We start from the raw sequence: 20,716 nt of genomic DNA, 5'->3' as shown, positions 1-20,716 counted from the left end.
CGTCGGCCTACCGGTGGACCTTGGTTCGGTTTCACGTCTCGATTGCAGCACCGTTTGGGGGACGGGTACCAGGGGTTACGGCCCGCCGTCAGGGTTTCGTCACTTGTGGTTGCGCTCGCGGGGCTCCGCCCCGGACCCCGCTGGCTCTCGTTCGAAAGGCGGGGCTTGAAATACGGGGTTCAGCGGCCCCGTCGCTCAACCCCCGCAGGGCTTGAAATGCTCAGCCGCCGGAAGCGCTTGAACGTTGGTCCAGCTGGAAGGCCTCGTTGCCCAGGCCGATGCGGGCGTGGGCCTGGGGGTTTCGGCGGCGGAGGAGCAGGCCGTATGTCGTGCCCGCCAGTGCGGCCAGGGCGATGATGCCGGGGAGGATCCAGTTGAGTGGGGAGTTCGGGCCCGAGCCGACCAGGACGTCGAAGTCCTTGACCGTGTAGCCGGCGATCACCAGGAGGGCGACGCCCGCCACGCCGGACGCCACGAGGCGCCAGGCCTGCGCGGCCGCGGCCCCGCGGCGCGCGAAGAACACGATGACGGCGAGGGACGCCGTGGCCATGAGGAGGATGACGCCGAGCGCGCCCACGTTGCCGCCCCAGGTGAACAGGTGCAGGACCGGCGCCGTCGGGTCGCCGAACGGGCCGTCGTCGGCGATCGCGAAGCCGACGACCGCGATCAGCGAGATCACCGACTGCAGCACCGAGCTCTTGCCGGGCGCGCCGGTCGCCGTGTTCGTCCGCCCGAACCCGGCGGGCAGCAGCCCCTCGCGCCCCATCGCGAACGCGTACCGCGCCACCACGTTGTGGAAGCTGAGCAGCGCCGCGAACATGCCCGTCACGAACAGGACATGGACGACGTCCGTGAACGCGCCGCCCAGCCGGTCCTCCGTCAGGCCGAAGAGAAGGCCCGCCGACTGCTTCTGCGCCGCGCCCACGATGCCCGAGGGCCCCGTCGCCACCGTCATCGCCCACGAGCTGAACGCGAAGAACAGGGCGACGCCGCCGACCGCGAAGAACATCACGCGCGGCACCAGGACGTGCGGCCTGCTGGTCTCCTCCGCGTACACGGGGGCCTGCTCGAAGCCGGTGAACGCGGCGATGCAGAAGCACAGCGCCGTGCCGAGCCCGACGCCCGAGAGGGTCTCCGGGTTGAAGGCGTGCAGGGACAGGCCCTGGGCGCCGGGGTCGCCGATGGCCGCGATGTCGAAGACGACCACCACGGCGACCTCGATCAGCAGCAGCACGCCGAGGACCTTCGCGTTCACGTCGATCTTCAGCAGGCCGAGCGCGCCAACGGCGAGTACGGCCACCAACGCCGGTATCCACCACGCCAGTTCGAGGCTCAGATACTGATCGGCGAGGCCCGCGACCTCGTAGCCGAACAGGCCGAAGATGCCGACCTGGAGCGAGCTGTAGGCGACGAGCGCGACGAGGGCCGCCGCCGCGCCGGCGGTCGGGCCGAGGCCACGGGCGATGTACGCGTAGAACGCACCGGCGTTGTGCACGTGCCGGCTCAACTCCGCGTAGCCGACGCTGAAGAGCGCGAGCACGACGCCGAGGAGGAGGAAGAGCAGCGGCATGCCGACCACTCCCATCACCGCGAACGTCGTCGGCATGACGCCCGCGACGACCATCAGCGGGCCGGTCGCGGCGAGCACGGAGAGCAGCAGCCCCGCCGTACCGAGCCGCCCGGCGCGCAGCGCGCTCGTCTCGCCCAGATACGTGTGAATGGCCGGATCCGCCGTGGCCTCGGGCGGTCGCTCGCTCGCGCTCATTGGGGGCGTCCCTTCCTTCGTGCAGTGAAGTGAGGTGGGGTGAAGTGGGGTGCGGTGGGGCTTGGTTGTTGGCTGCTCTGCGTCCGTGCTCTACGCCGAGCCGAGCGCGGCGCTGCGCGCGACCCGGAACGCTTCGTACGGGTCCCGGTCGGGATACGACCAGGGGTACGGCGTGCTGTGCCGGCCGATCCGGTGGAACAGGGCGGCCGCCTCTGCGGGGCGGCCCTCGCAGTACTTCGCGTGCGCAAGGTAGTTGAGGTCGATGCGGCCGCGCGGGTGCGAGGCGCCTGGCCGGTCGCGCGCGGCGCCCCACTCCAACCACCAGTCGAACGCGGCCTTCAGCACGAGCCGGGCGCGCCGCCCCGACCAGTGCCCGGACGCCTTCGGGTCGTCGGCGAGCACACCCGCGCGCGCGAGCACCCGATAGCGCTCGGCGTGCGCGACGACCGGGAGCAGCGCCAACGGCGAGTCCTGCGTGACCTGTTCGGACGCCCAGGACGCGAAGTCGTACACCTCGTGCAGCGGGTCCTGCCCGACGTCGGCGCGCCGCTCGGCGAGCCGCGCGACCATCAGGTGGTGTGCGTGGTGATGCCCGGGATGCCGCAGCCGCACCTCGTCGAAGAGCCGCACGACGTCCTCCTCGCTGCCCAACTCCCGCTCCAGGAGCATGAGTCCGAGCAGGGGCGTCGGGTCGTCGGGCACGAGCTCCGACGCCTCCACGCATGCCGCGCGCGCCTTCTCGGGGCGGCCGCGGCCCTCGACGGCGCGCAGCACGCCCGCGCAGGCGAGCAGGACGACCGCGTCCGTGGAGTCGGGTTCGGCGAGCAGCCAGTCGCGGGCCCAGACCCGGGCCGTGGGTTCGCCCGCGAGGCCAAGGACCCGGTGGCCGCGCAGGTCCCAGTCGGAACCGGTGGCGCGGAGCAGGGATCTGACCTCGGTCCAGCGGCCGCGGGCGAGCGCGGAGCGGGCCGCGACGAGTTCGGCGTCGTCGAGTGCGGGGTCGCCGAAGGGAGGGGTGTGCGCGGGCTTCTTGCGGGAGCGCCCGAGCGGAGGCGGAGGTGGGGGCACCGCGGCGGGGTCCTTACGACTGTTCAGATGTGGGTGAGATGGACGGCAAGACGATGATCAAGCACAGCAAACCGGTACGGAGGCGTCCGCGTCAAGGGCAGCCCGTGACGCACCTCACCAACTCGTCGAACCAGCAGGTGAGTTCGGACAAGCGGAAGGAGGTCGTAAGGAGGCGGCGGTCGCTCGCGCGCGGGTGGCCGCGCGGGCCGCTATCGTCGTCAGCGTGTCGGTTGTCGTCCTCGTCCTCTCCGTGAGCGCGGCGTTCTGTCTGGGCATCGGTTTCGTCCTCCAGCAGAACGCGGCGGTGCGGGCCCCGCTCAGCGACTTCCTCTCACCCCGGCTGCTGCTCGACCTGGTGCGCGTGCCGCGCTGGCTCGGCGGGATCGGCCTGATGGTGTGCGGGATGGTGCTGGGCGCGATGGCCCTCGGCCTGGGCGAGGTGACCCTCGTCGAGCCGCTGCTCGCCACGAACCTCCTCTTCGCCCTGCTGCTGTCGCGCCGTCAGACGAGATCGCCGCTCGGCCGGCAGGGCTGGGGCGGGCTGTTGCTGCTCGCGGGCGGTGTCACGGCGTTCATCGTGGCCGGTCAGCCGCACGGCGGCAGCGCGGTCACCGATCCGCTGCGGCACTGGCTGATCATCGGCGTGATGGTCGGCGGGGCGCTGTTCCTCGCGGCCCTCGCCAAGCGCTCCCGGCTGAGCGCGGGCCCCGCGCTGCTCGCGGTGGCGGCGGGTCTGCTGTACGGGGTGCAGGACGCGTTGACGCGGGTGAGCGGGCAGCGGTTCGCCGCGGGCGGCTGGCCCGAGCTGTTCACCGGCTGGCAGCCGTACGCGGTGGCGGTGCTGGGGGTCACGGGGCTCGTCCTGGTGCAGAGCGCGTTCGAGACGGCGCCGCTGCGGAGGTCGCTGCCCGCGCTCACCGCGGCGCAGCCGCTGGCCGGGATCGTGTGCGGCGTGGGCTTCCTGGGCGACCAGTTGCGGATGGACACGGGGGCGCTCGCGTGGGAGGCGGTGGGCCTGGCCGGGATCGTGGCGGGCGTCGTCCTGCTCGGGCTGCACCCCGCGATGCCGGGCGCCGCCGCGACCGGACGGGACCGGGTGGGAGCGCCCCTCTAACCTGCGGGGCATGAACCCCGCCGAAGTGAATCCCACCGAAGAGAACCGCACCGAAGAGACCCCCGCCGCAGTGAACCCGGCCGAGGAGATCCTCGACATCGTCGACGAGCACGACCACGTCATCGGCCGGTCACCGCGCGGCGAGGCCTACGCGAAGAACCTGCGCCACCGGTGCGCCTTCATCCTCGCCAGGAACCCGGCCGGCGACATCTTCGTGCACCGCCGCACCCCCACCAAGCTCGTCTTCCCCTCCCACTACGACATGTTCGTCGGCGGCGTGGTCGGCGCCGGCGAGACGTACGACGAGGCGGCGCTGCGCGAGGCGGAGGAGGAGCTGGGGGTGAGCGGACTCCCGCAGCCCACCCCGCTGTTCAAGTTCCTGTACGAGGGCGATGCCGGCCAGTCCTGGTGGTCGTACGTCTACGAGGTCACCTTCGACCTGCCGGTGCGCCCGCAGGTCGAGGAGATCGACTGGCACGCCTTCCTGAGCCCCGAAGAGCTGGAGCGGCGGATCGGCGAGTGGGACTGGACGCCCGACGGGCTCGCGGCGTACGAGCGGTGGAAAGCGCACGGGTAATGTGCCGCGAGTGATCGAATTTGTACGCAGTATCCGTCTCTGGTTCGTGCCGGAACGGATCAGAGACGAGGGTGACACTCCCGACTACCGCTTCTCGCTCGCCAACGAGCGCACCTTCCTGGCGTGGGTGCGCACCGCGCTCGCGCTGATCGGTGGCGGTTTCGCCGTGGACCAGTTCCTGCCGGACCTGCGCTGGGGCTGGCGCGTCGGGCTCGCGCTGGCGCTGCTCGCGGCGGGCGCGCTGTGCTCGCTGCGGGCCGTGGGGCACTGGGTGCGCTGCGAGCTGGCGATGCGGCGCGGCGAGGACCTGCCGGTGTCGAAGTTCCCCGCGGTGCTCGGCGTGGTGGTGGCGCTCGTCTCGGTGGCCATGGTCGTCATCGTGTTCGTGGGGTGGGAGGGGTGAGCGAGGCGGGCGGTCCCGTGCGCGACCCCGGCCTTCAGCCCGCGCGGACGCGGCTCGCGTGGCGGCGTACGACGCTGTCGGGCACGGTCGCCGCGGTGCTCGCGGTGAAGGCGACGCTGAACAGTGGCGTCGGGCCCACGCGGTTCGTGGCCACGGCGCTGTGTCTCGTGCTGTGGCTCGGCTTCGTGGCGGTAGCCCACCAGCGGATCACCGGGCTCGCCCGGAACGAGGCCGCGCCGCCCGTGATGACCCGGCGGCAGGCGGCGGCCGCCGCGCTCTGCACGGTGGCGATCACGCTGTGCGCGGCGGTGCTCATCGCGTGAGGGCGCGAGGCCTGAGGGCGCGAGGTCACTCGTCCCAGTACATGAGGGAGCGGGGTCACTCGTCCCAGTCGACCGTGACCACCACTTTCCCGCGCGTGCGGCCCGACTCGCTCAACTCGTGGGCACGCGCCGCCTGCTCCAGCGGGAGTGTCTCGTCGACGTGGACCGTCACCACGTCGGCCTCGGCGAGCGCCGTGAGGCGGGCGAGGTCGACGGCGTCCGGGCGCACCCAGCAGTAGCGGCCGCCGAGCCCGACCACGTCGCCGTCGGCGATGGAGGCGAGCCGGCCGCCGGGGGCCAGCAGTTCGGCGGAGACCCGGAGCGTCTCGCCGCCCACCGTGTCGAACGCCGCGTCGACGCCCTCCGGGGCGAGCGCCCGGACCCGTTCGGCGAGGCCGTCCCCGTAGGTGACCGGTTCGCCACCGAGTTCCCGTACGTAGTCGTGGTTGCGCTCGCTCGCGGTGCCGATGACGCGCGCGCCGAAGTGCCGGGCGATCTGGACCGCGAACGAGCCGACGCCGCCGGCCGCCGCGTGCACGAGGACCACGTCGCCCTCCTGCACCTCCAGGCCGCCGGTCAGCACCTGGAGCGCGGTGAGTCCGGCGAGCGGAAGGCCTGCCGCCTCCTCGAAGGTGAGGTTGCGGGGCTTGCGGGCGAGGGTGCGCACGGGCGCGGCCACGTACTCGGCGAAGGTGCCGCGGGACAGGAAGTCCTCGCGTACGTAGCCGATGACCTCGTCGCCCGGCGCGAACTCGGTGACGGCGACGCCGGGTTGGACCACCACGCCCGACACGTCCCAGCCGGGGATCACCGGGAAGACGGGGTCGAGCAGCGCGTCCAGGTGCCCGGCGCGGCAGTGCCGGTCCACGGGGTTCACGGCGGCGGCCCGCACCTTCACCAGGACCGAGTCGGGCCCGACCTTGGGGTCGCGGATCTCGCCGTATTCGAGGACTTCGGGGCCGCCGTACGAGCGGTAACTGATCGCCTTCATGGCCGGAGGCTCCCATAGCCGAGAATATGGGGCATTCCGGACTAGCCTGTGAGGGTCAGCCAGGCCGTCCGTCACCGAAGGTGAGCGTCATGACCACCCTCCACCAGGAACACCCCGTTCACGAGCACACGCACGGCCCGTCCTGCGGTCACCAGGAGGTGCCGCACGGGGACCACGTCGACTACGCGCACGACGGGCATCTGCACGCCCAGCACGGCGGGCACTGGGACGAGTGCGAGCCGACGGGGCACGTCGCGCACGAGGGGCACGAGCACCGGCACGGCGCGGACTGCGGCCATGAGGCGGTCACCCACGGCGACCACGTCGACTACCTCCACGACGGCCACCGGCACGCCGCGCACGAGGGGCACTGGGACGACCACTGATCCGCTCGCGCGGAGGAGGTGGAGGGAAGGGCTCGGCGTGTTCCGTCGGGCCCTTCCGTCTGCCCGCGCGGGCACGGCACCGTTGCCTGCGCGGCGGCGATCCGTTGCCCGCGCGGCACGGCCCCGTAAGAACGATCACGTTTCCGAGAGGCCCTGGACGCCATACCGACTGGTCGGCATGATGGGGCGCACTGTTGGCGGAAGTAGCCCCGGACGCTGCCCGGATTCGCTGCCCGGATTCTCGGAGGACCGCAATGAGCCATCCCCCAGGCCTCGATCTCGACCAGCTGCGCGCCCACCTCGACCGGGAGCGCCCCGGCCTGGTCACCGGGCCGCTGACCGGGCGGCTCATCGAGGGCGGGCGCTCGAACCTGACCTACCAGGTGAGCGACGGCGCCACGAAGTGGGTGGTGCGCAGGCCGCCGCTGGGGCATGTGCTCGCGACCGCGCACGACATGAAGCGCGAGCACCGGGTGATCGCGGGGCTGCACTCCACGAACGTGCCGGTGCCGGAGCCGGTGCTGCTGTGCGAGGACGAGGATGTCATCGGGTCGCCGTTCTACGTCATGGAGTTCGTGGACGGGACGCCGTACCGGACCTCCGACGAGCTGGCCCCGCTCGGGCCCGAGCGCACGCGCGCCGCGGTGCTCGGCCTCGTGGACACGCTGGTCGATCTGCATGCGGTGGACCCCGCCGCGGTCGGGCTCGGCGACTTCGGCCGGCCCGAGGGCTTCCTCGACCGGCAGCTGCGCCGCTGGGGCAAGCAGCTGGACGCGTCCCGCAACCGCGAGCTCCCCGGGATCGACGAGCTTCAGGCGGCGCTCGGCCGTGAGCTGCCGACCTCGCCCGCGCCGACGATCGTGCACGGCGACTACCGGCTCGACAACGTGCTGGTGCGCCAGGACGCCGACGGGGTCGACCGGATCAAGGCGATCCTGGACTGGGAGATGTCGACGCTCGGCGACCCGCTCACCGACGTGGGTCTGCTGGCGATGTACAGCGCGCAGCTCGACATGCCCGACTCGCCCATCTCCACGACCGCTTCGGCGCCCGGCCACCCCTCCCCCGCCGAGCTGATCGAGCGCTATGCCGAGCGGTCGGGCCGCGATGTGTCGGCGATCGCCTGGTACACGGCGTTCGCCTGGTTCAAGCTCGCCGTGATCCTTGAGGGCATCCACTACCGCTACACGCTCGGCCAGACCGTGGGCGCGGGCTTCGACCGCATCGGCGAGCTGGTCCCGGTCTTCATCACCCACGGCCTGAACACCCTCAAGGAGGGCTGAGCCGGCGGGCCCCGTGCCCTACGGTCGCAGCGCCCGCAGCAGCAGGTCCGCCAGTTGGTCGGCCAGTTGCTGCGGGGTCAGCGGGCCGTCGGGGCGGTACCACGTGGACAGATGGTGGATCGAGCCGAAGTGGTAGTCGACCACCAGGTCGGCCGGCGTCTCGGTCGTGAAGACTCCGGTCTTCTGGCCCTCTTCGATCAGCGCCCGGAAGCGCTCGTGGTAGCGGCGCCGCTCGGCCCGTACCTGCTTGTTCTTCTCCGGGCTCAGATGGTGCATGGAGCGGAAGAAGATCGACGCGTCGTCGAGGTTGTCGATCGTCGTGACGACCACGTCCGCGGCGGCGGCCCGCAGCCGCTTCTCGACCGGCTCGTCCCGGTCCGCGAACGCGTCGAGCCGCTCCTGCTGGAGGCGCAGCACGCGCGCGTACACCTCGTGCAGCAGATCGTCCTTCGAGCCGAAGTAGTGGTAGAGGGCGCCCTTCGTGACACCCGCCGCCTCCACGATCTCCTGCACCGACGTGCGGTCGTAGCCGCGGTCGGCGAAGAGCCGGGTGGCGGCCGCGAGGAGTCGTTGCGGGACGGGCGTGCCGTCGCCGTCGGTCGTCCTGGGCACTGCCGCCACCTGCCTTTCCGTAGTTCTCGGCCTGAGCCTCGTACTGACGGGAACGCGGTTCCCGCCGGAGGATCTTCCCACTCGCCGGCCGCTCGCCGTCCACTCGCCGCCCGCCACCTGCGTCACGGCCTCACTGCCGCAGCTCCCTGCGCAGGATCTTGCCGCTCGCCGTCTTCGGGAGCTCGCCCAGGACCTCGACCTCGCGCGGGTACTTGTACGCGGCGAGGCGCTCCTTGCAGTACGCGGACAGGTCCTCGGGGCTCGCCTCCGCCCCGGGGCGCAGGCTCACGTAGGCCTTCACGCTCTCGCCCCGGTACGCGTCGGGGATGCCGACGACCGCCGCCTCGCGCACGGCGGGGTGGCCGTAGAGGACGTCCTCGACCTCGCGGGGCCACACCTTGAACCCGGACGCGTTGATCATGTCCTTCTTGCGGTCGACGACGTACAGCCAGCCGGCCTCGTCCATGAAGCCGATGTCGCCGGTGCGCAACTCACCGTCGGGGAAGCCCTCTTCCGTCGCCTCCGGACGGCGCCAGTAGCCGGGCACGACCTGCGGGCCGCGCACCGCGATCTCGCCCTGCTCCCCGAAGGGCACGTCGTTCCCGTGGTCGTCGACGATGCGGACCACCGCGTCGGGCCCCGGCACGCCCACCGCGAGCGTCCCCGACGCCGGGTCGACGGGCGCCTCGACGCCCGGCGGCACGGACGCGCAGGGCGCCGTGCACTCGGTCAGGCCGTAGCCGTTGTGGATGTACGGGCCGAAGGCGGCGCGGAACTTCTCCACCAGGGCGGGCGGCACGGGCGCGCCGCCCGACGAGATCGAGTGGAACGACGCGAAGTGCTCACGCGTCGCCTGCGGCTGCGCGCCGAGCGCCATGAAGGCCGTCGAGGGGCCGACCGTGTACGCGGGCCGGTGCTCGGTGAACGCGTCGAGGACGACGCCCGGCTCGAAGCGGTAGGCGAGCGCGAGGGTGCCCGCGTTGGCGAAGGAGGCGACGAGCTCGCAGACCATGCCGGTGATGTGGAACAGCGGCGCGAGCGCGAAGTAGACGGCTCCTTCGGGCAGGCCGAGGCCCGTGCGCTGGCGCTCCGCGTTGAAGGTGATGTTGCGGTGCAGGTTGGTGGCGCCCTTCGGGGTGCCGCTGGTGCCCGACGTATAGCTGATCAACGCGATGTCGTCGCCGGACAGGTCGCGGTCGGCCGGTGCCTTGTGCCCCGCGTGCGCGACCGCGACGAGGTCGTCGGCGTCCGACGCCCCCGGTTCGACCCGCTCGAAGTTCAGCACCCGCTCGTCGCCCCGCATCTGGAGGTCCAGCTCGCAGGCGGTCAGGGCGATGCGTACGGGAGAGTCGGCCGCCGTCTCGCGCAGATACGACTCCCAGGCCCGGTCCGAGCAGACGAGCCCGGTCACCTCGGCGTCGTGCAGGACGTGCCGCACCTCCCCCGCCTTGTACATCGGGTTCACCGGGACCACGACCGCGCCCGCCTTGAACGCACCGAGCAGCGCGAGCACGAAGTGCGGCGAGTTCTGCAGCATGATCGCGACGCGGTCGCCGCGCTCCAGGCCGCGGGCGGCGAGATGACCGGCCACGGAGTCGGAGAGCGCGTCCACGTCGGCGTACGAGAGGCGGCCGTCGAAGTAGGCGAGGGCCGCGCGGTCCGGGGCGCGGCGCACCGCGTCGGCGAAGGCGTGCACGACGGTGGCGGCCGGGCTGATCGGGGCCTTCTGCGCGTCGTTGAGGACGCCCAGCCAGGGCCTGGCCTCGTAGATCGAAGCGGACTGTCCCTGCGAATCGTGCACCATCGATCTCCTTCGAAAGCTCCCCGAAAGCTCCGGCCTGCCGGGCAGACTAACCAGTCGGTATGTCGCTGCGAAAGGGCTTCAGGGTGTCGGTTCGTTCCGCAGCGGGGATTCCGCGACTAGCGTGCAGGGCCACGCCAGTCCCCAAGATCACGGAGGTTCACCCATGAACGTGTCGAGACGAGGGCTGCTCGCGGCGAGTGCGGGCGTCGCGGGTGGCCTGGGCGTCGGCGGCGCAGCGGCGAGCGCCGCCCCCGGCAGCGTCGGAGCCGGCGGCCCCGGCATCGGTGGTCCCCGCCTTCGCACCGGCTTCGAGCGCCTGGTGGACAGCGGCTACGCGCTGCTCGCGGGCCAGAAGGTCGGCATGGTCACCAATCCGACCGGCGTCACCCGCGACGTACGGCACATCGTCGACGTGATGCACGCCGACGAACAGGTCGACCTCAGGGCGGTGTTCGGGCCCGAGCACGGCTTCCGCGGCACCGCGCAGGCGGGCGGCTCCGAGGGGAAGACCGAGGACCCGGCGACCAAACTTCCGGTCTACGACACGTACTTGAAGAGCGGTCAGGCGCTCGCCGACATCTTCACGGAGTCCGGCGTCGACACGATCGTCTTCGACATCCAGGACGTGGGCGCGCGCTTCTACACGTACATCTGGACGCTCTACGACTGCATGGAGGCGGCCCAGCTCGCGGACAAGAAGTTCGTGGTCCTCGACCGCCCGAACCCGGTCACCGGACGGAACGCCTACGGGCCCATCCTCGACCGGAAGTTCGCGAGCTTCGTGGGCCGCCGCGAGATCGCGCAGGCGCACGGCATGACGGTCACCGAGCTGGCCCGCCTGTTCAACGCCGAGTACCTGGAGCACCCCGTCGAGCTGGAGACGGTGCTGATGAGCGGCTGGAAGCGGCGGGACTTCTACGACGCCTCCGGCCTGCCCTGGGTGCCGCCGAGCCCCAATATGCCGACGCCCGACACGGCCCTCGTCTACTCCGGCACCTGCATGTTCGAGGGCACCCTGCTCTCCGAGGGCCGCGGCACCACCCGCCCCTTCGAACTGCTCGGTGCCGAGGGCATCGACGCGAGCTGGGCGGCGGCCGCCAATGAACTCGCCCTGCCCGGCGTGCACTTCAGGGAGGCGTACTTCGCGCCGACGTTCTCCAAGTTCCAGGGCAAGACGATCGGCGGCGTCCAGATCCACGTCGACGACCGCGAGGCGTTCGAGCCGGTACGCACCGGCATCGGCCTCCTGGTGACGGCCAAGAAGGCCTGGAAGGACTTCGGTTGGCGTCCCGACAACGCGATCGACCGGCTCACCGGGTCCACGCGGGTGCGCACGATGGTCGACGCGGGCGCGTCCACGGACGAGATCGTCGGGGCGTGGCAGCAGGAGCTGGCCGCATTCCGGGGCGTACGGCGCAAGTACCTCACGTACAAGTAACCGCCGAGTGATCGTCATCTCGGGATCCGGGACGGGCATTCCGAGATATTGACTGGACGGTACACGGACAACGACAGTTCGGTCGTGCTCAAAGACGACTCAACCAGGGAAGACCTCGCCGAGGCGGAACCGGCGCAGGCTCAGCCGGAGAGCCTGCGCCGCGTGGCCGTGGCCAGCTTCATCGGCACGGCCATCGAGTTCTACGACTTCTACGTCTACGGAACGGCCGCCGCGCTCGTCCTGAACGCCGCGTTCTTCCCGAACCTCACCCCGATCAACGCCACCCTCGCCTCGTTCTCGACGTACGCCGTCGCGTTCGCGGCCCGCCCGATCGGCTCGCTGATCTTCGGCCACTTCGGCGACCGGATCGGCCGCAAGTCGGTGCTGGTGGCCTCGCTGCTCCTGATGGGCCTGTCGACGGCCTTCGTCGGCCTGCTGCCCGGGTACAGCACCCTCGGCCTGTGGGCGCCGATCCTTCTCGTGCTGCTCCGGTTCCTCCAGGGCGTCGGCCTCGGCGGCGAGTGGGGCGGGGCCGCGCTGCTCGCCGTGGAGCACGCGCCGCGCGGCAAACGCGGGTTGTTCGCCGCGTTCCCCCAACTCGGCCCGTCCGTAGGCTTCTTCGCCGCCACCGGCATCTTCTGGCTGCTTTCCGAGTCCCTCTCGGACGACGCCTTCAAGTCGTGGGGCTGGCGCATCCCGTTCCTGCTGTCGTTCCTCCTCGTGGCGGTCGGCCTGTTCGTCCGCCTGAAGATCAGCGAGACACCGGTCTTCGCCAAGGTGATGGCGGAGCAGGAGGCCAGCAGGGCACCGGCGTTGGAGGTCTTCAAGCGGCACCCGAAGGAGATCCTGCTCGGCGCGGGCGGCATGATCATCGCGTACGGGCTCTTCTACACGGCCACGACGTACTGCCTCGCCTACGGCACGACGACGCTCGGCATCCCGCGCTCCACGATGCTCGCCGTGTCCCTGGTGGCGTGCCTGTTCCTCGCGGCCGGCACCTGGCTCGCGGCGACCCGCTCCGACGGTCGCGGCCGCCGCAAGATGGTGCTCATCGGTTCGAGCCTCGCCATCGTGTGGGGCCTGGCCCTGTTCCCGCTGATGGACACCGAGAAGCCGGTGCTCATCGCCCTCGCGCTCGGCGGCGCCCTGTTCTGCATGGGCGTGGTGTACGGGCCGATGGGCGCGTATCTGCCGGAGCTGTTCGGGGCGAAGGTGCGCTACTCCGGCGCCTCCTTCGCGTACAACCTGGGTGGCGTCCTCGGCGGCGCCGTCTCCCCGCTCATCGCGACGCGACTGCAGAGCGCGCTCGGCTCTTCGTCGGTGGGCTGGTACGTCAGCGCCATGGCGGTCGTGTCACTGCTGTGCGTGCTGGCCCTTCCGGAGACACGGGAGCGTCAACTTGATTGATACGTCCGTCAATTGACGGCGGAACATCTGGCCAACCCCCGGGTACGGCGGGACGATGCGCGGCACGCGTTGCCGCACGACGCCTACCACGGGGGTTCGCCATGTCCGCACCCAAGGCACGTCAAGCACCTGAAGTCCACGTACGGCCCTACTGGGAGCTGAGGTTCGACGCCGACGGCGATCCGGACCCCCGGCAGCTCGCCACGCTCCTGCGCGAAGCGCGCCAGGTGCGCGATCTGGTGGTCTTCGCGCACGGCTGGAACAACAGCCGCTCCATCGCGATCCGCCTGTACGACCGCTTCTTCGCGCCGTTCCCCGGCCTGGCGCCCGGCGCCTCCCTCGGCTACGTGGGCGTCCTGTGGCCGTCCATGCGGTTCACGGACGAGCAGATCCCGGACTTCGACCGGTCGGCCGCCGACTCGACCACGGCCGCCACCGTCCCGCGGACCACGCTCGACAAGGGCACCCGGCAGGGGCTCGCCGAGGCCTTCCCACGCAGTGGGCCCGTCGTGGACCTGCTGGCGCGGCGCCTGGAGGAGCAGTCGGACGCGGCGTCCGCCTTCGACGAGTTCGGTGGTCTCGTACGGCAGTTGGTCGGGGTCGGGCCCTCGGTGTCCGGCTCCGACACCTCGGAGGACGGCGGGCCGCACAGCACGCCCGCGATGCTCCACGAGGACACCCGGGCGATGTGCCTGGAGTTCGCGGCGGCCCTGGAGACGGCGGCGGGCCCGGGCGCGGCGGAGGCCTTCCGGCTGCCCGGCGGGCTCGCCAAGGCGTGGAAGGGTGCGCACGAACTGCTGCGCCAGGCCACGTATTTCGCGATGAAGCGGCGGGCGGGAAAGGTCGGCAAGGCCGGGCTCGGCCCTGCGCTCGGGCGGCTCGCCGAGGAGGCGCCGAAGGTGCGCGTGCACCTGGTGGGGCACAGCTTCGGCGCGCGGCTCGTCTCTTTCGCGCTCGCCGGGATGCCGAAGGGCGTCCGCAACGTGAAGTCCGTGACGCTCCTTCAGGGAGCCTTCTCGCACTACGTGTTCGCCGGCCGGGGCGCGCTGAAGGGGCGGCAGGCGCGGGTGGACGGGCCGCTGGTGGCGTGCTTCTCGCGGCACGACACGGCGCTGAGCGTGATGTACCCGCTGGCCTCGCGGCTTGCGGGCGACGACAGGACGCTGGTCGATCTCGGCGAGCGCTGGGGCGCGCTCGGGCACGACGGCTTCCAGGACGTCGACGGCGCCGTGCGCTTCACGCTGGCGGACGTGCTGCGGGCCGGGGTGCCGGGCGCGGGCTGTGTGAGCGTGGACGCGGCGCAGGTGGTGCGCAATGGGCCCCCGCCTTCGGGGGCCCACAGCGACATCTGCCACGCCGAGTTGGCGCGGGTGGTGCTCGGTGCGGGGCGGGTCACGACGTAGGTCGCCCTGCGGGTGCCCTAGGGGTGCCCGCCCCGCCCCGGTTCACTCGCGGTGTGCCGGGAACTCCACGACCTGCTGGTACGTGGGCCGGTTCTGCCACTGGATGTTGCGGTGCGTGATGCCGCCGACGGCGCGGTGTCCGATGCTGTCGGCGCACCACTGCTCGCCCGCCTTGCAGGTGTCGTCACCGGGGTACACCTCGGTGGCGGGCTTGGCGGCGGCCTCGGCCAGCGTGGCGAGGAGGACGTCCCGGCAGGCCGAGAGGTCGCCGGAGCCGCAGTACGTGGCGCCGAGCTTCCCCTTCACCGGCTCGCCGAGCACCGACCTGAGGTCCTTGTCGGCGTAGCCCCACCAGCCGTACTGGAAGGACGATCCGGCGTGCGAGCCGGTCGGCCCGTGTCCGGCGGACGGCGCCTCGTCGACGGTCAGTTGTGCGGTGAGGGACTTGTAGAGCTCGTCGCCGAGGCCGGGCTTGAACTCGGCCTCGACCATCAGCGGCCACCAGGCGTCCATGATCCGTACGGCGTCGGGATGCGCGTACGTCTTGGATCCGGCGGACGTCTGGTTGCGCTGGGCGCCCGCCTTCTCCCATGCCTCCAACTGCTGCACGGCCTTGGTCAGTTGCGGGTTGTCGAGGTCGCCGAGCGGCTTGCTGCGGATGACCTTGAGCATCTCCGGCAGCACCTGCTCGCCGCGCAGGTCCGTGACGGCGGCCTCCTCCATGGCCCGGGTGAGCGCGGCCCGGGTGACGCCGCCCCGCTCGGTGAGCTTCTTCACCCGGTCGTTCAGCAGGTCGGCGCGGTGGACCGCGCCCATGCTGAAGTTGGGTGACGAGAAGCCCTTGGCCTGCTTGTTGTTCCAGGAGACGTAGTAGTCCTGGTCGACCGAGTTCGGGTGCTGGGACGGGGGCGTCACGGCGGACGTGTTGTTCGCCGGGTCGAAGTCCTTCCACTCATAGGCCTGTTCGCCCCGCACCGGCAGCGACATGTCGACGTCCTTGGCGCGCACCGGGTTGGTGCCGCTGTTGTAGTACGCGATGTCGCGGGAGTCGGCGTAGAACCAGTTGAACGCGTAGTTGATGTGCTGGGCCGCCTTCTGGAACGACGCGGCGTCCTTGACGTAGGTCGGGTCGTTCAGCATCTGGAAGCCGATGATCGAGTCGGCCTCGTGGCGGTACGTGGAGCGAAGTGCCGTGTAGGCGACGGGTTTTCCGTCCACGGTGGCGCGGTGGCTGACGATCCCGTACTTCGTACGGAAGACCTGCATCCGGTAGGAGCCGGCGGCCGTGGAGTCGGCGATCGTCGGCTTCCAGGCGTTCTTCTTCTCCAGCTTCTCCATGGGCGTGCAGGTGCCCCGGTACAGGTACGAGGTCGACTGCCTGGTGGGCGCGGAGCCGTCGGGCTCGCACAGCGGGACCGCGTACGTGTCGGTGATGTCCTGGGTCGCCGAGGTCGCGGACCACGCGTAGTCCTGGCCGCGGCCGAGCTGGACGTACATGCCGACGCCGGCGAAGGAGACGCCGCGCGCGCTGATGCCGGGGCCCTGGAGCTCCTGCATCATCAGCAGCTGCGGCGCGAAGTAGCCGGTCTGCGGGCCGAACACGGCGACCGGGTTGCCGGAAGCGGAGTGCTTGCCGGAGACGAGGAGGGCGTTCGACATGCCCTTCTTGGACGCCGACTGCGTGAACAGATCGGAAGGCAGCACGCCGTCGTCGTTCATGCCCTGGAGCGGCTTGAGCTTGGCGGGTGCCTTGACGGGGTCCCTCTTGGCCGCCGCCGACTCCGCCGCCGAGCCCTCCTTGTCGTACACGAGGGGCTCCTTCTCCACCGAGCCCTTGTCGGGGAGCGCCTCCCCGCGCGCGTTCTCCGGCTTCTCGCCGTACGGGAAGCGGGTGCCGTCGTGGATCGTGGTGACGGCCTCGGGGTCCTCGCGGCCGCGGAAGGCCTCCCAGACCTCGGTGCCCTTCTGGACGCCGTACTTGTCCTGCGCCTTGAGCAGCGACAGGGCCGCGTCGACCTCTCCGCCGCCGCCGTTGCCGAAGAGTCCGCCGACCACGGAAGCCAGCGCGATCATGTCGGTCACCTTGAACGGCTGGATCTCGCCCACGTTCGTGATCGCGTCGACCTTGCCGGTGAGCACGTACTCACCGGGGAAGTAGCGGCCGCTCTTCGACTTCTCCCGATAGGCGTTGAGGCCGTCGATATAGGCCTGCGCGTCGTCCATGGCCTGCTTGCCGCGGGCCCCGCCGGTCTCCTTGATGGACTCGACCTGCTGTTCGAGATCCTTTTCGGTGTACGGGGCCTGCGGCCAGAACTCCTGCTCCAGACCCCGGTTCGCGAGGGCGCCGCCCGCGAACGACGTCAATTCGCCGCGGCCGATGTGACGGAACAGGTCGATCAACCAGAGGCGGTCCTGACCTGCGGCGAAGCCGGCCCCGAATTCTGTTCCGTAGCGCGAGGAACCTTTGATGTGGGGTACGCCGTTCTTCTTGTCACGGGTGATCGTCACATCCTCGCGGGGACGGGTGACGGAACCGACTTGATCGTCCTTGACACCGAAGGAGGAATCGTTGAAGAAGTTCGTGAGTGTGTCGTCGGTGAGGGACGGATACCCGGACGACAGCGCGTCATAGGGACCGAGCTGATCGTCGGCGTGCGGAGGCTGGGTGCCCAGCAATTTGTTGCCGAGGATCTGGGCGAGTGTGGCGCTGCCGTTCGCTCCGGGCGGCAGGATGTCCGCGCACTGGCCCTTGCAGTAGTCGGCGGCCGGGGTCGGTTCGTCGGCGGCGGTCGCGGTCGACGTCGGCGAGAGCAGTCCGGCGGTGAGCACAAGTGCCGCCAGGGCCGTAACTCTCTTCGTAAGGCTTCCCATAAGGCTTCCCATGGCGCCGGAGGTTACCGACGGTTAGCCAAGGACAGAAGATGAACATGCGTCACGTTTTCGGAAAGCAACAGGGGTCACTCGGGTACTCCCCGGCCTCAGAAGGTGACGGTGATGGGCCCCATCGGAAATCGGATGGGACTCAGTGGCCTTCAAAGGGATCCGAATCGCGTGTCGATACGTCTACTCGGCGACGTCGCTTCATGGCTGCGGCGACGCCGACGTACGTGTGACGGAGGTGCAGGGCGATGGCCGGATTCCGAAGTCTGGCGAGACAGGTGCGCGATCCGCTGAGCGATCTGGCACTGCGGCGCTATTCACTGCGCAAGTGCCTTGAGAGATTTGCCCCTTACGGGCACCGAGCAACCTGGGACCACCTCTGCTCCCGGGCGGGGTTCGACCCCGAGGACCGCTCCCCCGATCCGGCCCGCCTCGTCGCGGCGCTGGAGGAGCTTGAGGAGGCGCGGGCCGTCTGGCTCGCGTACGAAGTCGCCTTCGCGGAGCGCAGGCGCAAGGAGAAGCACGACGGACTTCGAAGCCCGGGCAGCGTGGACGACTGGCACCGGCTGACCTGGGGAGGCTTCGGAGTCGCCTGGTGCGACGACCCTTCCGTGCATCCCGCCGAGCCGCTGGCCGAAGTGCTGCGCAGGCTCATCACGGCACTTGAGCGCGACCCTGGCGCGTGCTGCCCGGTGTGCACGGGCAGCTGCCTGGTCTGGCAGCACGATCTGGCGCACGAACCCTCGTCGGGCCCCGTGTGCACCCACTGCGGCATCGTCGTGCCGCGGCCCGTCCTCACCCCCATGGCACTGGCGGAGGCCAGGCTGGCGCGGCTGCTTGTCTCCGCGTAGGCCGGCCCGCCGGAACCAGGTGACGTACAGCGCGACGGGGGTGCGGCCCCGAGTTCGGCGCACCCCCTGATCCAAACGACAGGCCCTAGCTTGCCGCGCCTTCCAGGCGCTGCCGGTTGAGCAAGTACCGCGGTAGGTACGGCAGATCGGTGCGGACGGGGAAGTCCATGTCGTACGCGAGGCACGCGAGTGCGAGCGGGCCGAGCGCCACGCGGGCGCGCGGCGCCCCCGAATCGCCCCAGTAACCGGCGTGCTGCACAAGGGATTCCGCGAGCGCCTCGCCGAAGGCCTCGTGGTCGTGCGTGAGCAGCCGGTGGAACAGCGCGACGGGCTGGTAGTCGACGAGGTTGAGGAAGTCCTTCGGCGCGAGCGTCGCGGTGTCGGGGTGCGAGGCCTTGATGGTGGTGACGAGCCGGTCCACCACGTCGTCGACGGGGCGGCGCAGCCAGTGGCTCTGGAGAACGTCGATCCAGTGCGGCACGTAGTCGTCCACCGGAGCGCTGCCGCGCAGTGTCTCGAGCGGCACCTGGCACAGGCGTGTGGTGCGCTCGCGGTCGCGGGTGACGAGGGTGAGGTAGAAGGCGTCGAGCCAGGCGCGGGCGGGGTCTCCCCCTGCTCCCCCTGCCTCCAACTCCACGTCGTCCACCGGGGGTTCACCATCCTTTCCGTGCGCGAACAGGGCGCATCCGCGCTGCTGCGCCGCGACCCAGGCGTCCCACGTCTCGACGCGGGCGGCGTCGGGGTCGCTCTCCGCGTGCGCGAGGGCGTGGACGAGCGCGGCGTCGAAGGACTCCGGCTCGGCGTCGGGCGCGGGCGGCCCGTCGGAGGCGAGCCGGCCCGCCCGGTCGAGCGCGCGCAGCGCCTGCATCACGTCGACGAGTTCGCGCGGCGGGCGCTGTTCGACGGTGCGGGCCGCGTCGTCGACGTCGGTGAGCGAGGTGAGGCGCCCGTCGTGCCACCAGTAGACGCGGGGCGAGAGCGGCCCCGGGCCTTCGTCGTGGGCCCGGACGGCGTACGTGGCAAGGTCGTTCAGGGCGTCGGCCGCGCTCCCGTCGACGATCGGGTGGAAGGCGAGCAGGTGCCGGGTGGGCACGGCGACGAGGGCGCCCGCGTCCGGCATCCGGCGCCCGGTGACCTCCGCGACGACCTCGGGCAGCACGACGGCCTTGGTCGCCACGGAGTGCGCGTCGCCGTACACGGAGTAGAGGACGGGGTGCCCGTCGAGCCGGACCTCCTCGTGCCGCATCGGCGCCCGGATCAGGGCGCGCTGCGCGGCGCCCCACAGCGCGTCGGCGCCGGCCCGCGCCACGTCCTCCTCGGTCAACAGGCGTACGGAGTCCGGCCCGTCGAGCGCGAGCGCGAGGCGCAGCCCTTCGGCGACCTCGCGCGCGTGCACCGGCGCCGCCGGGCCGGCGGCGTCCGCGGGCACGAGCCGCAGACACGTCCCCGCGAGCAGTTCCTCGGCGTCCTCGCCACCCCGCGAGGCGTCCGCAAGCGCCGCGAAGTGGGCGTCGACGAGCGCGGGCCAGTCGGCCTCGGGCGCCTCCGCGCACCGCAGCGCCAGGTTCGCCAGCGGGAAGAGGTGACCGTCGCGCTCGACCGCGTCACCGACGAGGGCGAGGCCCGCTTCCGCCCCGGCTTCCGCCCCGGCTTCCGCCCCGAATCGCGCCCGCACGCTCTCGGCGACGAGCGACCGGAGCCGCTCGGCCTGCGGTGTCGCGAGCATGGGCAGGTGCGAATCCGGAGCCTCGTTCTCAATCACGGTGGCGACTCTACGAGGCGTGGGGCGCGCGTGGCGGACGAGTGGGAAAACACCCCTCGACCGCGCCCCTCGGCCTCGCCGCCGCCCGCGTCAGGGCGTGATCACATCCGTCTGGATCGCCAGCTTGAACTCGGCCAGCGTGATCGGCACCTTCAGCGCGGTGTCCCCGGAGCGGGCCGAGACCTTGAAGCCGAGCGGGGTGCCGGGGTGCACGAACATCTGCCAGGTGTACGAGCGGTACTGGCCGCCGCCCGTGGGCGAGATGTCCGTGGTGGCGGTGGAGTCGTAGCCGGTGGAGAGGCGCAGCGGGTCGCGCACGAAGCGGGCGCGGTACTCGGACGCGCGGGTGTCCGCGTCCCAGAAGACGAGGGCGGACAGCGTGCCCCAGCCGTTGTGGCTGGGCCATATCAGCCCCGAGCGGGCGTCCGGGTACCTCGACGAGCCGCCGCCGCCCGCCGGATCGTGCATGGTCCACGGGTCGTACGACTCCTCGGCCGCCGCGTACGGGAAGCGCACCAGGTGGTAGCCGTCGTTGTCGTAGACCAGTGATTGCGGTCCCGTGCGGGCGGACTCGTACTTGAGTGAAGTGATCGCCACTGCCATGCCGTTCGGCCTCCCCCGTCTGACGTGTGCGACGCATGGTCGCGCC

At 71.2% G+C, this 20,716-nt stretch carries 18 protein-coding genes; 10 read left to right on the top strand and 8 right to left on the bottom strand.

What is annotated here, in order from left to right:
• Nucleotides 1-220 precede the first annotated feature (220 nt).
• Together OG746_RS33080 and OG746_RS33075 are read right to left on the bottom strand one after the other, a co-directional pair.
• Nucleotides 221-1,765, bottom strand: a complete 1,545-nt coding sequence (locus OG746_RS33080; protein ID WP_266721387.1) for an APC family permease — start codon at nt 1,763-1,765, stop codon at nt 221-223.
• Between the two features lie 90 nt (nt 1,766-1,855).
• Nucleotides 1,856-2,833, bottom strand: coding sequence for a hypothetical protein (locus OG746_RS33075; RefSeq protein WP_266721386.1), 978 nt, complete (start codon nt 2,831-2,833; stop codon nt 1,856-1,858).
• Between the two features lie 223 nt (nt 2,834-3,056).
• Between OG746_RS33075 and OG746_RS33070 the strand changes: the two genes are divergently transcribed.
• From OG746_RS33070 to OG746_RS33055, 4 genes are all read left to right on the top strand, one after another.
• Complete coding sequence (locus OG746_RS33070) at nt 3,057-3,947, top strand: DMT family transporter (RefSeq protein WP_266721384.1); 891 nt, start codon at nt 3,057-3,059, stop codon at nt 3,945-3,947.
• A gap of 70 nt (nt 3,948-4,017) precedes the next feature.
• Nucleotides 4,018-4,524 (top strand): NUDIX hydrolase, encoded by a 507-nt coding sequence (locus OG746_RS33065; RefSeq protein ID WP_266725593.1) that lies wholly within the window; start codon nt 4,018-4,020, stop codon nt 4,522-4,524.
• A 10-nt stretch (nt 4,525-4,534) separates the two neighbouring features.
• Nucleotides 4,535-4,927, top strand: coding sequence for a YidH family protein (locus tag OG746_RS33060; RefSeq protein WP_266721383.1), 393 nt, complete (start codon nt 4,535-4,537; stop codon nt 4,925-4,927).
• Nucleotides 4,924-5,250 (top strand): DUF202 domain-containing protein, encoded by a 327-nt coding sequence (locus OG746_RS33055; protein WP_266721382.1) that lies wholly within the window; start codon nt 4,924-4,926, stop codon nt 5,248-5,250. Before OG746_RS33060 ends, OG746_RS33055 begins: the two co-directional genes overlap by 4 nt.
• Before the next feature lie 55 nt (nt 5,251-5,305).
• Here the strand turns inward: OG746_RS33055 and OG746_RS33050 are convergent, their stop codons facing one another.
• Nucleotides 5,306-6,241 (bottom strand): NADP-dependent oxidoreductase, encoded by a 936-nt coding sequence (locus tag OG746_RS33050; RefSeq protein ID WP_266721381.1) that lies wholly within the window; start codon nt 6,239-6,241, stop codon nt 5,306-5,308.
• Nucleotides 6,242-6,330: 89 nt separating this feature from the next.
• On the opposite strand from OG746_RS33050, the gene OG746_RS33045 reads away from it, so the two are divergent.
• Together OG746_RS33045 and OG746_RS33040 are read left to right on the top strand one after the other, a co-directional pair.
• The gene (locus OG746_RS33045; RefSeq protein ID WP_266721379.1) at nt 6,331-6,627 is read left to right on the top strand and encodes a hypothetical protein; all 297 of its coding nucleotides are present in this window, start codon (nt 6,331-6,333) and stop codon (nt 6,625-6,627) included.
• A 254-nt stretch (nt 6,628-6,881) separates the two neighbouring features.
• Nucleotides 6,882-7,910, top strand: a complete 1,029-nt coding sequence (locus OG746_RS33040) for a phosphotransferase family protein (protein ID WP_266721377.1) — start codon at nt 6,882-6,884, stop codon at nt 7,908-7,910.
• A gap of 18 nt (nt 7,911-7,928) precedes the next feature.
• On the opposite strand, the gene OG746_RS33035 is transcribed toward OG746_RS33040, so the two are convergent.
• Together OG746_RS33035 and OG746_RS33030 are read right to left on the bottom strand one after the other, a co-directional pair.
• Nucleotides 7,929-8,522 (bottom strand): TetR/AcrR family transcriptional regulator, encoded by a 594-nt coding sequence (locus OG746_RS33035; protein WP_266721375.1) that lies wholly within the window; start codon nt 8,520-8,522, stop codon nt 7,929-7,931.
• Nucleotides 8,523-8,652: 130 nt separating this feature from the next.
• A complete protein-coding gene (locus OG746_RS33030) occupies nt 8,653-10,326 on the bottom strand; it encodes a class I adenylate-forming enzyme family protein (protein ID WP_266721373.1) in 1,674 nt (557 codons plus the stop codon).
• A 163-nt stretch (nt 10,327-10,489) separates the two neighbouring features.
• Between OG746_RS33030 and OG746_RS33025 the strand changes: the two genes are divergently transcribed.
• The 3 genes from OG746_RS33025 to OG746_RS33015 all read left to right on the top strand — a co-directional run bounded on the left by OG746_RS33025 (nt 10,490) and on the right by OG746_RS33015 (nt 14,574).
• Nucleotides 10,490-11,764: an exo-beta-N-acetylmuramidase NamZ family protein gene (locus OG746_RS33025; protein ID WP_266721371.1), complete on the top strand. Its 1,275-nt coding sequence runs from the start codon at nt 10,490-10,492 to the stop codon at nt 11,762-11,764.
• A gap of 84 nt (nt 11,765-11,848) precedes the next feature.
• Nucleotides 11,849-13,171 carry an MFS transporter gene (locus tag OG746_RS33020; RefSeq protein WP_266721369.1) on the top strand — a complete coding sequence of 441 codons (1,323 nt, stop codon included), beginning with the start codon at nt 11,849-11,851 and terminating at the stop codon, nt 13,169-13,171.
• Between the two features lie 101 nt (nt 13,172-13,272).
• On the top strand, nt 13,273-14,574 hold the full coding sequence (locus OG746_RS33015; RefSeq protein WP_266721367.1) for an alpha/beta hydrolase family protein: 1,302 nt from the start codon (nt 13,273-13,275) through the stop codon (nt 14,572-14,574).
• 42 nt (nt 14,575-14,616) lie between these two features.
• Here the strand turns inward: OG746_RS33015 and OG746_RS33010 are convergent, their stop codons facing one another.
• Nucleotides 14,617-17,445 (bottom strand): penicillin acylase family protein, encoded by a 2,829-nt coding sequence (locus OG746_RS33010; protein ID WP_266721366.1) that lies wholly within the window; start codon nt 17,443-17,445, stop codon nt 14,617-14,619.
• 257 nt (nt 17,446-17,702) lie between these two features.
• Here OG746_RS33010 and OG746_RS33005 point away from each other — a divergent pair, with 257 nt between their 5' ends.
• On the top strand, nt 17,703-18,305 hold the full coding sequence (locus tag OG746_RS33005) for a hypothetical protein (protein ID WP_266721364.1): 603 nt from the start codon (nt 17,703-17,705) through the stop codon (nt 18,303-18,305).
• 85 nt (nt 18,306-18,390) lie between these two features.
• On the opposite strand, the gene OG746_RS33000 is transcribed toward OG746_RS33005, so the two are convergent.
• Both OG746_RS33000 and OG746_RS32995 read right to left on the bottom strand, forming a co-directional pair.
• Complete coding sequence (locus tag OG746_RS33000) at nt 18,391-20,067, bottom strand: immunity 49 family protein (protein WP_266721362.1); 1,677 nt, start codon at nt 20,065-20,067, stop codon at nt 18,391-18,393.
• A gap of 90 nt (nt 20,068-20,157) precedes the next feature.
• Nucleotides 20,158-20,670, bottom strand: coding sequence for a hypothetical protein (locus OG746_RS32995; RefSeq protein WP_266721360.1), 513 nt, complete (start codon nt 20,668-20,670; stop codon nt 20,158-20,160).
• Between the last annotated feature and the right edge of the window lie 46 nt (nt 20,671-20,716).

Source organism: Streptomyces sp. NBC_01016 (assembly GCF_026341035.1).
In the GTDB taxonomy this organism is placed as follows: Bacteria; Actinomycetota; Actinomycetes; order Streptomycetales; family Streptomycetaceae; genus Streptomyces.
Note: the sequence above shows the minus strand (reverse complement) of the source record. Positions and strands in the feature narration are given on the sequence as shown.